Source organism: Metallococcus carri (assembly GCF_011440275.1).
Taxonomy (GTDB): domain Bacteria; phylum Actinomycetota; class Actinomycetes; order Actinomycetales; family Dermatophilaceae; genus Metallococcus; species Metallococcus carri.
The window spans coordinates 222,483-236,569 of sequence record NZ_JAAOIV010000001.1 but is presented as its reverse complement, the minus strand read 5'-3'; the positions used below and the strand labels follow the sequence as shown (position 1 = coordinate 236,569).

Sequence of the window (14,087 nt, the reverse complement as noted above, 5' to 3'; positions counted from 1 at the left end):
GAGTCCCTTCACCGTCCGGTGTGCCTCGGCCGACCGTATGCCGATGACCGTTCTCGATTCACCGCTGCACGCCCGACTCTTCGCGATGGGTGGTGCCGTCGGTCTCGCTGACCTCGAGGCCATCGGCGTCGATGCCACCCAGGCCGACCGATGGGTCCGCGAGGGCGTGCTGCGCCGCGTGCGGCGTGGGGCTTATGTGCACAACGACGCGTGGCAGGCGGGGGATCGGGCGACGAGACGGATGCTCGAGGCGCGCGCTGTGTTGCGCGGGTTTCGTGGCTCAGACCTTGACGCCGGGCAGATCGCTCGGGTCGGCAGCGGGCACACGGCGCTGGCGGTGCATCGGCTCCCCGTCCTGCACGACGATCCCTTGGTCGTGCTCGCCCGGGTTGCGGCCGGTGGGGCCTATCGCCACCCCGGTGTCGTGGTGGAGCGTTGCTGGGGCCCCGGGTCGGCTGTGCAGCTCGCGGGCGTTGGCGTGGTGCGACCCGAGGTGGCGGTCATCTCGCATGCTCTGCGATCCGGTCTCGAGGCCGGCGTCGTGGCGTGCGACGCCGCCTTGCACCACTCGTTGGTGACGACCGAATCGCTGATGGCCTGGATCGACGCCAACGCTCGGCGACCCGGCATACGGTCTGCGCGCCAGATGCTGCACCTGGCAGACGGGCTGGCCGAATCGCCCGGCGAGTCCCTCACCCGGCTGATCCTCGTCGGTGCCGGTTTCCCAGTGCGCAGTCAGGTCGAGATCGGCACCGACGCGGGGTGCTTTCGTGTCGACCTGCTCGTCCGCAATGTGGTGATCGAGTTCGATGGCGCGGTGAAGTATGACGGCGCCGACGGTCGGGCTGCGTTGGTCGCGGAGAAGCGGCGCGAGGATGCCTTGCGCCGCGCGGGCTACGAGGTGGTCCGGCTGGTGTGGTCCGACCTCACCGATCCCGCCCGCGTGGTCCAGCTGGCGCGCACTCGCATGCGTTGAGCCCACTCGCATGCGGTGAGCGCACGTGCATGCCGTGGTCAGCGCATGCGAGTAGCCGGACCGCATGCGAGTGGCCGGAGCGCATGCCAGTGGCGGCACCAGTCTGCGCACCGCACCGGCGATTTCGCGGGGAGGCGGGTGGTCCGGCATACTTGATCCTTGCGTCGACCGGCCCCCGCCGCAGGGGGAGTGCGCAGCATGTGGCCGCGAAGGACGACGCGCACCAGACCCACGACGGTGACGACCTGCGGCGTCACGAGAAAGCAGAACTCATGCAGAAGTTCGACGAGATCGACAAGGCCAGCCTGCGGACCGACATCCCCGCCTTCCGCGCGGGTGACACCGTCAAGGTGCACGTCAAGGTCATCGAAGGTAACCGCAGCCGTGTCCAGGTGTTCCAGGGCGTCGTCATCCGCCGCCACGGCGCGGGCGTCGGCGAGACCTTCACCGTCCGCAAGGTCAGCTTCGGCGTCGGCGTGGAGCGCACCTTCCCGCTGCACACCCCGGTCATCGACAAGATCGAGGTCGTGACCCGCGGTGACGTCCGCCGCGCCAAGCTCTACTACCTGCGCGAGCTGCGCGGCAAGGCGGCGAAGATCAAGGAGAAGCGCGAGACTCCGGCTCAGGCCTGAGCATCTCCACAGCGCACGTGACCGGCGGCGCGTCCTCTTCGGAGGGCGCGCCGCCGTCGCGTCTGCGGCGCCCCGCGTTCGCGGCCCTCCTCGTGGTCGCGCTGGTCGCCGTCCTGCACGGCATCGTGGTCGAGACCTTCACGGTGCCGTCCTCTTCGATGGAACCCACGCTGCGTCCCGGCGATCGAATCGTCGTGCTGCGTCATACCGCGATCCACCGGGGCGACCTGGTCGTCTTCGACGCCGGCGAGGCCTTCCGCGGCAGCGACGGTGGCGGCGGCGTGCTCGCTGCGCTTGGTTTTCATCCCGGCCGGCCGGTCTACGTCAAACGCGTCGTCGGTATGCCGGGGGACCGCGTCAGCGCAGACTCCCGCGGCGTGCTGCGCATCAATGGGCGGGTGCAACCTGAGCCCTATCTCAGCCCGCGGGGCGCCAAGGGCCCGCCCTTCGACACCACCGTGCCGGCCGGCCGCTATTTCGTGCTCGGCGACCGGCGGGCCGACTCCGACGACTCCCGCAACCATCTCGGTGACCCGGGCGGCGGCGGCATACGGCAGGGCGATGTGATCGGAGTGGCGACGTGGCGTTACTGGCCGACGTCATCGTGGGGGAGACTCGGGCCGTGAGCGAGGAGCGATTCCGGCTGCCGCGGCGGCATACCTCGACCGAGGACACCTCGGCGATGTCGGCCGCCCAGGTGCGCGAGCTCGTCGAGCGGGGCCGGCCGCGCGCCAAGCTGCCCATGCCCAAGGCACCCGCCGACCCCAACCTGACTCAGGCGATCGAGCTGCAGCGCGGAGCGCCGCGGCCCTCGCCGGTGCCGACCGGCCTGCGCACCAAACTGCCGCTCACCCACAAGCCCACCTCGGTGCTGCAATGGGTGCGCGAGCTCGCCATCGTGATCGTGGCGGCCCTGGTGCTGTCGCTGCTGATCAAGACCTTTGTGGTGCAACCTTTCTCGATCCCGTCGGGGTCGATGCAAAGCACCTTGGAGCCCGGTGACCGGGTGCTGGTCAGCAAGCTGACGCCTGGGGTCTTCGACCTGCGCCGCGGAGACGTCGTGGTCTTCTCCGATCCGGACAACTGGCTGGACCAGCCGCCGGCCAAGCGGTCCGGAGTGAGCGGAGCGGTGGTGTCCGGCCTGCAGTTCGTCGGTCTCTATCCGGCCGGCGACGACCACCTCATCAAACGACTGATCGGGCTGCCCGGCGACAAGGTCGCGTGCTGTGACCAGCAGGGTCGCCTCACCGTCAACGGCGTCCCGCTCACCGAGCCCTATCTGTATGCCGGGGCCGCACCGAGCGACGAACGGTTTAGCATCGTGGTGCCTCCGGGCCGGATCTGGGTGATGGGCGACCATCGCAACGATTCGGCCGACTCGCGTGCTCACGACGACGGGACGGGCAAGACCGGGTCGGTGCCGATCGACAAGGTCACCGGGCGCGCGATCGGCATCATCTGGCCGGTCGGGCGGGGCAGCTGGCTGAGCAATTATTCGACGACTTTCGACAAGGTGCCTGATCGATGACCGAGGAACCCACCGACTCTCCCGCGCGAACGGACGACGGTTATGCCCCGGGCGAGGTGCCGAGCCGGTCCGAGGGCAAGCGCCGCCCGCGCCGCGGTGGCGGTGCCCTGCGGGAAGTCATCATCATCGCGGTCATCGCGTTGACCATTTCGTTTCTGGTGAAAACCTTTGTGGCGCAGCCGTTTTCGATCCCGTCGGAGTCGATGGAGAACACCCTCGACATCGGCGATCGCATCGTGGTCAGCAAGTTCACGCCGCAACGCTCGGCGCTGAACCGTGGAGATGTGATCGTGTTCGAGCAGCCCAGTTCGTGGGGACCGGTGCAGCAGGACAGTTCCAATGCGGTGGTCCGCGGTGCCAAGAGCGCGCTTGAGTTCGTCGGCATCCTGCCCGGCGGCGGCCACCACGTCGTCAAGCGGTTGATCGGCCTGCCCGGTGACAATGTCGCCTGCGTGAGCGGCAAGGTGACCGTCAACGGTGCCGCCCTCAACGAGCCGTATGTCGCCCCGGGCAACCGGCCGTGCGCCGACAACTTCTCGATCACCGTGCCGGCCGGACGGGTTTGGGTGATGGGTGACAATCGGGACCATTCCTACGACTCGCGTGGCCATGACGACGGATCCGGCCGCACCGGCTCGGTGCCGGAGAACCTCATCACCGGCCAGGTGGTGGCGATCGCGTGGCCGATCAGTCGCATCCAGTCGCTGCCGGCATACCCGCAAGTCTTCGCCAAGGTGCCGAACCCGTGACCGTCCGCAGGCCGAGCCTGCGGGTCGAGAGGTCACTGCAGCGCGAGGGATTCCGGTTGTTGGCCGGGATGGACGAGGTCGGGCGCGGTGCGCTCGCCGGCCCGGTGTCGGTCGGCGTCGTCGTGATCGATGAGTCATCCCGGACCGCGCCGCAGGGTGTGCGTGACTCAAAGCTGCTCACGCCCGCCGCCCGGGTCGCGATGGTGCCGAAGCTGCGGCGGTGGGCGGTGGCGTATGCCGTTGGCCATGCATCCGCGGCGGAGATCGACCAGATCGGCATCATGCGTGCGCTGCGGCTGGCGGGGGAGCGAGCGCTCGCCGCGCTGCCCGTCATACCTGATCTGGTGATCCTGGACGGAAATCACGACTGGCTCACCGATCCCGCACGGGTGGGATTGTTCGGCCTGCTCGACGCGCCGGCGACACCCCCGGTGCGCACGATGATCAAGGCGGATATGAAGTGCTCGTCGGTCGCGGCCGCGTCGGTGCTGGCCAAGGTCGAGCGCGACGGCATGCTCGTCGACAGGCACGAGCGCTTTCCGCAGTACAACTGGGCCGGCAACAAGGGTTACTCGGCGCCGGACCACCTGGCAGCGCTGGATCAGCATGGGCCGTGCGAGCTGCACCGGCGATCGTGGCGCCGGTTCGTCGCGGAGGCCCCTGTCGCCGGCGATCCTGAAAGGATGCAGGTGTGAGCGCTGAGGACCTCGAACGCTATGAGAACGAGCAGGAGCTGCAGCTCTATCGGGAGTACCGCGATGTCGTCGGCCTGTTCACCCACGTGGTGGAGACCGAGCGGCGGTTCTACCTGTGCAACGAGGTGGATGTCCTGGTGCGGGGCGAGGGCGCGGAGGTGTTCTTCGAAGTGCGGATGAACGACGCGTGGGTGTGGGATGTCTACCGGCCGGCGCGGTTCGTCAAGAACGTGCGGGTGCTCACCTTCAAGGACGTCAACGTCGAGGAGCTGCCGCCCCGGGAGCTTGAGCTCCCGGAGTAATTCACAGGGGACCTTGGGTCGCTAGGTCGAGTTGTTCACAGTCCGGCCGTATGCCGCTCGCCTCGCCTGTGCGCGCAGCCGACGCTGGTCGGCATGGACATCGACACAGGCGACCGCCGGGCCCTCGGCGCCCGCGGTGAGGACTACGCCGCAGCCTTCCTGACCCGCGCCGGGCTGCGGATCATCGACCGCAACTGGCGCTGCCGCGATGGCGAGATCGACCTGGTCGCTTGGGAGGAGCCGACCCGCACGATCGTGGTCGTCGAGGTCAAGACGCGCCGGTCCGTCGCCTTCGGCAGCCCGATCGAGGCGGTCACCCAGGTCAAGGCACATCGGTTGCGGCGGCTGGCCGCTCGCTGGGCGCGCGACCACGACGCGCACGCCGCCGCGCTGCGCGTCGACGTGATCGGGGTGCTGGTCGCCAGGGACGGCAGCTATCAGCTCGAACACCTGCGGGACGTGGCCTGATGGGCGTCGGACGGACTCGGGCCGTCGCCGTGGTGGGGATCGAGGGGACGGTCGTCGATATCGAGGCCGATGTGTCCGCCGGACTGCCGAAGTTCATCCTCGGCGGCCTGCCCGACACCGCCTGCAAACAAGCGCCCGACCGCATCCTGGCCGCCTGCGCCAACAGTGATCTCAAGCTGTCGCGCCAGCGGATCACGGTGAACATGTCGCCGGCCGACCTGCCCAAACAGGGGTCCGGCTTCGATGTGGCGATCGCGCTGGCGGCGCTCGCCGCCGGTGGCGACGAGGTCGACACGCGGGTGATCCGCGATGTGGTGCACCTGGGTGAACTCGGTCTGGACGGCACCGTGCGGCCATTGCCCGGCGTGCTGCCTGCGGTGCTCGCGGCCGCCGCGGCCGGCGTGCGCACGGTCGTCGTCCCCGAGCAGAATGCCCGCGAGGCGGCACTGGTGAGCGGTGTCGAGGTGGTGCCGGTGCGGGATCTGGCTGACCTCGTGGTGCGCTATCGCTGCCTGGCCCGCGGTAAGCAGCCGCCGCCGCTGCCGGTCATCGAACCGCCCTCGCCGAGTTCGCGGTCGCTGCCCGACCTGCGCGATGTCGTGGGACAACCCGAGGCGAGGTATGCCGTCGAGGTCGCCGCGGCCGGCGGACACCACATGGCGATGATCGGACCGCCCGGCGCGGGCAAGACGATGATCGCCGAACGACTGCCGGGCATCCTGCCGGCGCTCACCGAGGCCGAGGCGCTCGAGGTGACCGCGATCCACTCGGTGCTCGGTCAGCTCGAGGCGGACGTGCTGGTGCGCCACCCACCCTTCGTCGCTCCGCACCACGGGACGTCGTTGGCGGCGATGGTGGGCGGCGGTTCGGGACGCATCCGGCCGGGCGCCGTCTCGCGGGCCCACACCGGCATCCTCTTCCTCGACGAGTCGAGCAATGGAAAGTGCACCTCCTTCTCGAAGGAGGTCACTGATGAAGACGACTACGAGGCAGCCTGGCGCGAACGCACGGCCGGGACGGGCGACACGGGCGGTGGTCTATCCGGCGTTTACTCAGACGGGGCCGGACACACCAGTGGAAGGCACGCGGCCGATCTATCTGTACTTGCGGCTGTCGAAGTACCACAAGGACAAGGCGGATGCGATCGAGCGTCAGCGCCTTGATCTGACTCGCAAGCTCACCGCCGAGGGTGGGTGGACGGTGATGGGTGAGTACATCGATAACGACTCAGCGAGCGCTTCTGCGGCGAAGAACCGCAAGGGGTGGCGTCAGCTGAACCAGGACATCCAGGCCGGGACGGTACCAGCAGTGGCGTTCTGGAAGCTGGATCGCACGAACCGGATCGCGGCGAAGTGCATCGAGTGGATCGGGCAGTGCCAGCGCTCGGGCGTGTACTTGTTGTCGCATCAAGACAGCGCCGATGAGCTGAACACCGCGACCGCGGGGGCGAAGCTGGTGACCGGGATCAAGGCACTGCTCGCGGAGGTTGAGACGGACTCGATGAGTGAGCGGCAATTGGCCTCGAAGCGGCACCTGGCCGAGGCTGGGTTCCACCACGGCGGCACGCCGCCACTTGGGTGGATGGCTGGCCCGCGCGTGGTCGATGAGTTCGGACGTTCCGGGGTGCGGCTGGTGCCGCATCCGGTGGAACATCCGGCGTTGAAGGACGCGGTGGACATGGTGCTAGCGGGCAAGAGCCTGGCGCAGATCGCTCGCTACTGGAGCGACCAGTACGGGATCACCACTGCTGCGGGCGGGCCGGTGTTTGAGGCGACGGTGTACCGGTCGCTGGTCTCGCCCCGGATGATTGGCTACCGGATGCGGCAGGTGCCCGAACACCAGCGTGGTGTGAAACTCGACTTGCTCGACTTCATCGCCCGGGATGCGTCAGGCGAACCGGTCATCGCTCAGGAACCGGTCTGTGATCGGGTGACCTGGTTGCGTGCGCGCCGACTGTTAGAGGAAGCGAAGACCTCACGGACCAGGCGACCGTGGGGTTCGCACGAGTGGCTGCTGACAGGGCTGTTGCATTGCCAGTGCGGGGAACGCCTGTACGGGCATCAGAAGTCTCGCAAGCGTGCCTCTGGTGAGCGAGTGCCGGCGTTCGCGTACCGCTGCCAGGCCAACAAGATCCGGGGTCCGGGGAACTGCTTGGGCGGATGCACGATCGATGCGGTCAAGGGCGAGGCATTTGTGCTGGGCTGGTTCTTCGCCCAGATCACCGATGATGCGCTCGCCGCCGCGCGTACCCGACGTCGTGCCGCCCGGGCCGATGTGGGCATCAATGAGGTGCTGTCACAGCTCGATGAAGCCAGGGCCGAGCGTGATGCGCTGCTATCCAAGCAGGGCACCGGGGAGTACCGGGGTGCGATGGTGACGGTGCTGCTGTCGCTGATCGCTGACGCGCAGCAGCGCCTTGATGGCCTCCAGCGCCGATTGGATGCAATGGAGCTGGAGGAGTTCCCGATCAAGGACGGCCCAGCGTTGATCGCGACGTGGAAGGAGAGGACGATCACCGAGAAGCGCGCCTACCTGCGACGGATGATCCACCGGATCGACGCGCTGCCGGGTACGGCACCGACCGAGGAGCGGTTGAGGATCACTCCGGCCGAGTGAGCGCGTCGGCCACGTTGGCGGCATCGAGCATCGTCGCGACCTGCTCGATTACGTCTTGAGATGCAGGATGGGTGGTGCGCCGGGCCATCCCGGCACACCACCCAGCGACGAAGGCTCCGTAGGCGGCTTCGGGAATGACCTCGCCCACCTCAGCGGGTGGCGGGCACGCGGTATCGGTGCTCACGGTGCTCACGGTTCCTCTTCCGCGATCGCGGCGTAGAAGTCGTCCTCGGCCTGCCGGCGTTGGGCGACCTCCGCGGTGACGAAGGCCTCGAACTCCGCGGCTCGGTCGGCGATCGCGGTGTCCTCGACGGGCTCGGCTGGTTCCTCCCCGGGCCAGACCGTCTGACGGGTCGGCCGATCACGATCGATCCGGGTGCCCGAGGCCGCGACCCAATCACGTAGCCGTGCACGGGCGTCGGCGAAGTCGCGGTGCCAACCGATCGCCGCGGAGGCATTCTGCTCGGGGTCATAGGCGGCCAGCCAGTGCAGATGCAGCGCTGACAGCTCCCACACCAGTTCAGGGTGGTGGTGCCAGAACGGCGGCACCACCAAAGCGGGCAGACCGTAGGTGCGGCGCAGCCAGGTCACCCACCGGTCTAGGGCGAACCACTCGGCCTCCAGCTCCTCGGCGGTCAGCAGGTTCCAGTTCACCGGATGCGGCAGCTCCGCGACGTCCGGCGCCTCGTCGGAGGCAAACTCGTCCACATCGAGCAGGTCGTCCTCGTCGAGCCTGTCAGGGTCTGTCAGGTACTCGCTCACGGCGTCTCCCCGCCTGTGTCACAGGCCGAGGGCAGGAGCGGATGTGCTCTGCCCTGATCGCTCGGGTGACTCGAACGCGGGTGCCTGTTGTGAGGCGGCGCGTTCGGGCGTCTGCTCAACGGGGGCCCGTCGAGCGCTGCGGTCCACGTCATAGCGGGTGTAGGCGCTGTCGTGGCCGATCCCGGTCACGACGAACACCTCGCTCTCGGGGCCGTCGTCGCCTTTAGAGAAGGTACGGATGTGACCTTGCGCGACGAAACGGTCACCAGGAACGAAATTGTCGATGATCCGCTGCACGTTGTCGTCGTAGGCAACCATCGTGTCGTAGGTCTTTCCGAGGTCGGTGAAGGTGCCGTCCGGCTCGCGGTGTTTGCGGTCCTGGCCGAACCTCACCTTGACGTACGGATCACCGTTCTTTGTCTCCAGTTCCTGGGGTGCTTTCGCGACGAACCCCCGGATCGATGGCTTGCTGAGTATCGACATCTCCGGCTTCCTTCCAATCGGGCCGCGCGATCTGACGCCGCGGCTGTGCCAGTCAGGTGCACGGCCCCCACCAACGCGCGCGCCCCGATTACGAGCCGGGTCCGCGCAGCAGCGCCTCGATGCCAGCCCGGTCGGCCTTCAACTGAGCAGCGTCGGGTCGGGAGGGCCAGGCGTGTAGGTCGGTGACGATCGGTGGGGCGGATCGAAGGAGGGTGACGCCGGTGCCGAATGGCAGGGTCCTGATCCGGTCCGGCGGAAGGATCGGTACCCGTCGCACGGAGCGTTGGTTGGAGCGGGTGCCGTGGTCGCCGAGGGTCACGCTGTCGGTGTACTCGTCGCGTTCGCCGATGAGGGTGGAGAGGTCTTGGAGGTCGCGGGAGTTCGATGCGCCGCCGAGGATGATCTTGACGATGGAGGCGTCCCAGATCGCTCCGGCCGCGTTGTCGTTCCATTTGTCTCGTGCTTGGGCGAGGGACTGGAGGACGGGCAGGGTGGTGATGCCGGTGCCGCCGCCTTCGGCCATCAAGGTGGGCAACGATGGCAGGGGTGCGAGGTTGCCGATCTCGTCCAGGGCGAGCAGCAGCGGTGGGTCGAGGCGCGCGCCGGGTGAGCGGGCGGCGATCCGGCGGGCGGTTTCGATGAGGTCTTCGACGAACGCCGCCACCAGGGCGGCGGATGCCCCGGCGCCCGCGCCGGTGGCGAGGAGGTAGAGCGTGCCGCGGCCGCGGATGAAGCGTTCCGGATCGAAACCCTCGCCCGGTCCCGGGGACACGGCATCGAGTACACGCGGATCGGCCAATGCGCCGAGGGCGAGGGCGACGCCTTGCCAGATCGAGTCGCGGGTTTTGGGGTCGGCGTCGATCATCGCCCCGAGGGAGTCTGCCCACCCGGTGGCTGCCTGCGTGTTGTTGGTGAGGATCGCGACGGCTTCGGCGGCGGCGGAGGGGTCGAGGGTCCAGCGGAACAGCTCGGCCGGTGGGCGGTGGTCGAGGGCTGCGGCGTGCAGGAGTGCTTGGAGGGCGGTGCGGGTCTTGCCTTCCCAGAAGCCGCCGGATTCGACCCCGCCAGCGGACAGGCCGGTCGCGGCCGAGAGGCCGGTGGCGCGGATCATTGCCGTGAGCGGGTCCTGACACCCGCGGATCGGTGACCAGCGCATCCCGGCGGGGATGCCCTCGGCGAGGTGTTGGGGGTCGAACACCGCCACGGGGCCGAGGCGCTGTCTGGCGCGGAGGGTAGCGGTGAGGTTGTCCGGCCGCGTGCTGGTGGTGACGACGGCGCCGGGCGCGTCGAGGATCGCGGGGATGACGATGTGCAGGCCCTTGCCCGAGCGCGGGGGGCCGATGAGCAGGATGGAGTCCTCCACCGACGCCCACACCTCGCGTCCCTTGGACGCGCCGATCCGATACCCGACATCACCGGGTGCGGGTTTATCGAGGGATGGGCGCAGTGTCGCGACCCTGCGGAGCAGCGCCTTCGCGGACGCGGTCTGGGCGACTTCATGGGCCGTGGCGGTGCCGGCGAGGCGGCGCGGGTCGGTCTCGACCCTGCGGGAATGGCGGCGCAGCCGCACCCACGCCCATCCGATACCGCTGGCGAGTCCCGCCAGGAGCAACCCGGTGACAGTCCAATAGGCGACCGGAGACAGCCCGTCGGCCCCGAGCGCGCCCGCCGGGTTGCTGGGGTTGAACAGCACTCCGAGCCCGGACGCGGGGCCAGCCTCGGGTTGGGGTGTGCCGGTGAGGAACGCGGCTACGGACCCGGAGGCGCGGAGGATGAGCGCGATCCCGAACATCCCCACCTGGGCGATCAGCGCGGCGTTGGTCAGCTCGTCACCGAACGACCCGGCCTGCCGCCCGGAGGGGGTGCTCACGGCAGCCGCCGCACGTGGATCGTGCCCGAGATGCGGCCGAACAGCATCACCTCGCCGCCGCCATCGGGCAGCAGCGGCCGAAGCCGACCGCGGTCCAGCAGCGTGCGGGCATGACCAGTGTCGGTCGCGTCGGTGTGGGAAACGATGACCGCGACGGCGACGTCCTCACCGGTCACGAACCCCTCGCCGCTCACTTCGACCAGGTCCGGCCGCCGCTTGCTTCTGCTCGTGAACTGCGTGGTCCGTTCGTCCTCCGCCTCGGGCTGCGCCTCGATCTCTGACGGTTCGGGCCTGGTGCGGCGATGGGCGCGGATCACGTCGGTGAACACGCTCCCGTCATTCTCGTGCACTTCGATGCGCACTGTGATGGTCCGGTCCCGGGTGAGCAGATCCAGCAGGGGCCCGAAGGTGCTTCGCGTCCACGCTTCACCCTCCGGGGGTGGCAGGTCGGTGCCGTCGATGGTGACGTCCAGGGCGCCGGTCTCGGTGACGCTGATGACCGCGTGCGGCAGCACGACCGGCATCTCCTCCGGTTCCGGCCGATTCGTGCGGCGCGTTTTGCGGGTCATCACTTCACCCCTGAGTTCAGTCGCGAGCTGGTGTCGAACAGTGCCAGTTCGGCGGGATGGAGCTGGTGCTGGGTGACGAAGGCCCGATCCTTGATCCGCCACAGCCCCTGCCCGACACCCAGGCCCGGGAGGAGCTTCTGCTCGGTGCCGGTCAGGCCAAGCGCTTGGGCGGTGGGGCCGAGCTGGTCGGATTCCTGCCGGTAGACGATCCGGGTCTCGGCATTGGCCAGCAGACTGTTGGCGAGGGATCGCATGGCGGAGCCGGCGTCGCCGACGTTGTCCAGGTCGGAGAGTTTGTGGAAGATCAGCATGTTCGCGATCCCGTAATGCCGCGCGAGACGCCAGTGGGCGTCCATCCGCTTCAACAAGGCCGGGTGGGACATCAGCCGCCACGCTTCGTCGTAGATCACCCACCGCTGCCCGCCGTTGGGGTCCAGCAGCGCGGACTCCATCCACGCCGACGAGCAGGTCATCAACACCGAGATCAATGTGCTGTTCTCGGTGACACGGGACAGGTCGAGGCTGATCATCGGCAGGCTGGGGTCGAACCGGACCGTGCTGGGGCCGTCGAACAGGCCCGCGAGGTCACCGGCGACCAGGCGGCGCAGGGCATGGCCGACGAGCCGTCCGTCCTCGGCCAACCTGCCGTCGGCGGCCTCGTCCGGGGTGAGGATGCGGTCGACGACCATCGGCAAGATCGGCACAGTGTTCTGGGCGACGACTGCGGTCAGGGCGAGGTCGATCGCGGTGTGCTCCAACGGCGTCAACCCGCGGGCCAGGACGGTCTCGGCCAGGGCACCGATGAGGTCGCGACGGCGGGAGGCGACCGTGATGGCCCACTCCCGATCCGACAGCCCGGCGGACCGGTGACCTTCATCGAGAGGGTTGAGTCTCGTGCTCAGGCCGTGGCCGAGGACGATCGCCCGTCCGCCGACTGCATTGGCGACGGCGGTGTGCTCGCCCTTCGGGTCACCGGGGACGTAGACGCGGCGCCCGAACGGCAGCGACCGCGTGTAGAGCGATTTCGCCAGCGAGGACTTGCCCGAGCCCACGATCCCGGCAAGGACCACGTTGGGGGCGGTGATGATCCCGCGGGCGTAGAGCACCCAGGGGTCGTAGACGAACGAGCCGCCAGAGTAGAGGTCTTGACCGACGAACACCCCGTCGGCGCCGAGGCCGCCTTCGGCGACGAACGGGTAGGCCCCGGCCAACGTGGCCGACGTGTCCTGATGGCGTGGGAGCCGGAACCTGCCTGGAGTGCGCAGCGCCGCCGGGCCGGGCTCACCGGCGGCAGGCAGGTACGTGGTCGCGCGCCGTTCACTGCGTTCCGCGTCGGCCTTCGCGCGCGCGGCAGCCTGCTCCGCGCGGTGCTGTTCGGCCCGCAGTGCTGTGGCGGCCCGCCGGCGTTGTGTGCGCAGTCTGCGGCGTTCAGCGGCCGGGGCGACCAGGACGGAGGCGTGCAGCCGCTCGGTCTCTCGTGCGCTCATAGCGACAGCCCCCGCCCAGTCGACCCCGGGGAGCGGGTCGGACCGGCGAACCAGTCCCGGTCCACGCCCGCCGGCCTCTCCTGCGTCCGCGCGGAGGCGGGTGTCGCCGAGGACCTTGGCGTGCTTGCATCGAGTGGCCCGACGCCGCTGATGGCCTCTCGCGCGGTCACCACGTCGGTCTCATCCAGGCCCGCGTCGGACATCGCGGCGGGATGTGAGCGTAGGAGGCTGACGTGGCCCATGAGCGGGTTGTAGGTGAGGGTGTAGTCACCGTCGGTGACCGTCCGGTCGAGCTGGCCGGTGGGTGGTTCGTCGTAGACGTACCCGTTCTCCAGTGCCGCGTCGGTGGTCTCGTCCCCGTAGTCCCAACCGCGCAGGTACTCGATGGCCGCGTCGGAGCCGTCGCGGTCGATGAGGTCGAGCACCTCGTCGGCCTCGGCGCCTTGGAGGAAGACCACGCTGATCCAGCGCCGCGGTGCTTCGGTGGACACTGCCTCCCGGTCCAGTTCGTGGGCTGGAGCGTGCCAGGCCACGCGTCCCGAATGGGTCATCGCAGCATTGACGCGCTCCTCGACTCCATCGAGGAGTGTTCCGGCGTGGTGCAGGTCGTCTGCCGCGGCGAGGGCTTCGGCCGCACCGATCGCGTGGTCACCGTCATCGTCGTGAGCGCGGTCGCGATGAGCCAGATGTGCGGAGCCGAGCTGGTCGAGCACCTGGCGCAGCGACCGGACCCCGGAGAGGAGGTCACCGAGCACGCCGTAGGTGTCGGCGGGGTTGTCGAAGACCCGGCTGGCGTGCGCGAGCCCGCGCAGCGCCTCGGATGCTTCGGCAGCATCCTGGAGTGGGTCGTGATACGTGGGCATGAGCGGCCTCCTGTGACAAGCGCGAAAGCCCCGGGCATCCGGGGTCGACTGCCAGGTGCACGCGCGCCCCCACCGCGCAACGGGCCG

The 14,087-nt window shown here is 69.0% G+C and carries 17 protein-coding genes; 10 read left to right on the top strand and 7 right to left on the bottom strand.

What is annotated here, in order from left to right; translation table 11 throughout:
* The first annotated feature begins 43 nt into the window (after window positions 1-43).
* The 10 genes from G9U51_RS01155 (at window position 44) to G9U51_RS01110 (ending at window position 7,966) form a co-directional block, all read left to right on the top strand.
* Entirely contained in the window at window positions 44-976 is a 933-nt protein-coding gene (locus G9U51_RS01155; protein WP_166191954.1) for a type IV toxin-antitoxin system AbiEi family antitoxin domain-containing protein, read from the top strand.
* Window positions 977-1,248: 272 nt separating this feature from the next.
* Window positions 1,249-1,608, top strand: coding sequence for a 50S ribosomal protein L19 (rplS, locus tag G9U51_RS01150; RefSeq protein ID WP_166192615.1), 360 nt, complete (start codon window positions 1,249-1,251; stop codon window positions 1,606-1,608).
* Between the two features lie 17 nt (window positions 1,609-1,625).
* Complete coding sequence (gene lepB, locus G9U51_RS01145; RefSeq protein WP_166191950.1) at window positions 1,626-2,234, top strand: signal peptidase I; 609 nt, start codon at window positions 1,626-1,628, stop codon at window positions 2,232-2,234.
* Window positions 2,231-3,136 carry a signal peptidase I gene (gene lepB / locus G9U51_RS01140; RefSeq protein WP_328823242.1) on the top strand — a complete coding sequence of 302 codons (906 nt, stop codon included), beginning with the start codon at window positions 2,231-2,233 and terminating at the stop codon, window positions 3,134-3,136. The genes lepB (G9U51_RS01145) and lepB (G9U51_RS01140) overlap by 4 nt, the downstream gene beginning before the upstream one ends.
* Window positions 3,133-3,885: a signal peptidase I gene (gene lepB, locus G9U51_RS01135; protein ID WP_166191947.1), complete on the top strand. Its 753-nt coding sequence runs from the start codon at window positions 3,133-3,135 to the stop codon at window positions 3,883-3,885. Before lepB (G9U51_RS01140) ends, lepB (G9U51_RS01135) begins: the two co-directional genes overlap by 4 nt.
* Entirely contained in the window at window positions 3,882-4,580 is a 699-nt protein-coding gene (locus tag G9U51_RS01130; protein WP_328823241.1) for a ribonuclease HII, read from the top strand. The genes lepB (G9U51_RS01135) and G9U51_RS01130 overlap by 4 nt, the downstream gene beginning before the upstream one ends.
* The gene (locus tag G9U51_RS01125) at window positions 4,577-4,882 is read left to right on the top strand and encodes a DUF2469 domain-containing protein (protein WP_166191944.1); all 306 of its coding nucleotides are present in this window, start codon (window positions 4,577-4,579) and stop codon (window positions 4,880-4,882) included. The genes G9U51_RS01130 and G9U51_RS01125 overlap by 4 nt, the downstream gene beginning before the upstream one ends.
* 93 nt (window positions 4,883-4,975) lie before the next feature.
* A complete protein-coding gene (locus tag G9U51_RS01120) occupies window positions 4,976-5,350 on the top strand; it encodes a YraN family protein (RefSeq protein ID WP_166191941.1) in 375 nt (124 codons plus the stop codon).
* Window positions 5,350-6,513 carry an ATP-binding protein gene (locus tag G9U51_RS01115; protein ID WP_235945281.1) on the top strand — a complete coding sequence of 388 codons (1,164 nt, stop codon included), beginning with the start codon at window positions 5,350-5,352 and terminating at the stop codon, window positions 6,511-6,513. Before G9U51_RS01120 ends, G9U51_RS01115 begins: the two co-directional genes overlap by 1 nt.
* Window positions 6,425-7,966, top strand: coding sequence for a recombinase family protein (locus G9U51_RS01110; protein WP_328823240.1), 1,542 nt, complete (start codon window positions 6,425-6,427; stop codon window positions 7,964-7,966). The genes G9U51_RS01115 and G9U51_RS01110 overlap by 89 nt, the downstream gene beginning before the upstream one ends.
* On the opposite strand, the gene G9U51_RS01105 is transcribed toward G9U51_RS01110, so the two are convergent.
* The 7 genes from G9U51_RS01105 to G9U51_RS01075 all read right to left on the bottom strand — a co-directional run bounded on the left by G9U51_RS01105 (window position 7,950) and on the right by G9U51_RS01075 (window position 14,000).
* Window positions 7,950-8,150 carry a hypothetical protein gene (locus tag G9U51_RS01105; RefSeq protein ID WP_166191936.1) on the bottom strand — a complete coding sequence of 67 codons (201 nt, stop codon included), beginning with the start codon at window positions 8,148-8,150 and terminating at the stop codon, window positions 7,950-7,952. The genes G9U51_RS01110 and G9U51_RS01105 overlap by 17 nt on opposite strands.
* Window positions 8,151-8,155: 5 nt before the next feature.
* Window positions 8,156-8,728 carry a hypothetical protein gene (locus tag G9U51_RS01100; protein WP_166191933.1) on the bottom strand — a complete coding sequence of 191 codons (573 nt, stop codon included), beginning with the start codon at window positions 8,726-8,728 and terminating at the stop codon, window positions 8,156-8,158.
* A gap of 18 nt (window positions 8,729-8,746) precedes the next feature.
* A complete protein-coding gene (locus tag G9U51_RS01095) occupies window positions 8,747-9,211 on the bottom strand; it encodes a single-stranded DNA-binding protein (protein ID WP_166191930.1) in 465 nt (154 codons plus the stop codon).
* Between the two features lie 88 nt (window positions 9,212-9,299).
* Complete coding sequence (locus G9U51_RS01090) at window positions 9,300-11,081, bottom strand: type IV secretory system conjugative DNA transfer family protein (RefSeq protein ID WP_166191927.1); 1,782 nt, start codon at window positions 11,079-11,081, stop codon at window positions 9,300-9,302.
* The gene (locus tag G9U51_RS01085; RefSeq protein ID WP_166191924.1) at window positions 11,078-11,650 is read right to left on the bottom strand and encodes a hypothetical protein; all 573 of its coding nucleotides are present in this window, start codon (window positions 11,648-11,650) and stop codon (window positions 11,078-11,080) included. Before G9U51_RS01085 ends, G9U51_RS01090 begins: the two co-directional genes overlap by 4 nt.
* Window positions 11,650-13,137 (bottom strand): ATP-binding protein, encoded by a 1,488-nt coding sequence (locus G9U51_RS01080; protein ID WP_166191921.1) that lies wholly within the window; start codon window positions 13,135-13,137, stop codon window positions 11,650-11,652. Before G9U51_RS01080 ends, G9U51_RS01085 begins: the two co-directional genes overlap by 1 nt.
* Window positions 13,134-14,000 (bottom strand): hypothetical protein, encoded by an 867-nt coding sequence (locus G9U51_RS01075; protein ID WP_166191918.1) that lies wholly within the window; start codon window positions 13,998-14,000, stop codon window positions 13,134-13,136. The genes G9U51_RS01080 and G9U51_RS01075 overlap by 4 nt, the downstream gene beginning before the upstream one ends.
* Between the last annotated feature and the right edge of the window lie 87 nt (window positions 14,001-14,087).

Excerpts from the sequence above, each read along its gene's own strand:
- G9U51_RS01075 (WP_166191918.1), bottom strand. The coding sequence starts at position 14,000 with ATGCCCACGTATCACGACCCACTCCAGGATGCTGCCGAAGCATCCGAG.
- G9U51_RS01085 (WP_166191924.1), bottom strand. The coding sequence starts at position 11,650 with ATGACCCGCAAAACGCGCCGCACGAATCGGCCGGAACCGGAGGAGATG.
- G9U51_RS01115 (WP_235945281.1), top strand. The coding sequence starts at position 5,350 with ATGGGCGTCGGACGGACTCGGGCCGTCGCCGTGGTGGGGATCGAGGGG.
- G9U51_RS01155 (WP_166191954.1), top strand. The coding sequence starts at position 44 with ATGACCGTTCTCGATTCACCGCTGCACGCCCGACTCTTCGCGATGGGT.
- G9U51_RS01120 (WP_166191941.1), top strand. The coding sequence starts at position 4,976 with ATGGACATCGACACAGGCGACCGCCGGGCCCTCGGCGCCCGCGGTGAG.
- G9U51_RS01080 (WP_166191921.1), bottom strand. The coding sequence starts at position 13,137 with ATGAGCGCACGAGAGACCGAGCGGCTGCACGCCTCCGTCCTGGTCGCC.
- G9U51_RS01095 (WP_166191930.1), bottom strand. The coding sequence starts at position 9,211 with ATGTCGATACTCAGCAAGCCATCGATCCGGGGGTTCGTCGCGAAAGCA.
- lepB (WP_166191947.1), top strand. The coding sequence starts at position 3,133 with ATGACCGAGGAACCCACCGACTCTCCCGCGCGAACGGACGACGGTTAT.
- rplS (WP_166192615.1), top strand. The coding sequence starts at position 1,249 with ATGCAGAAGTTCGACGAGATCGACAAGGCCAGCCTGCGGACCGACATC.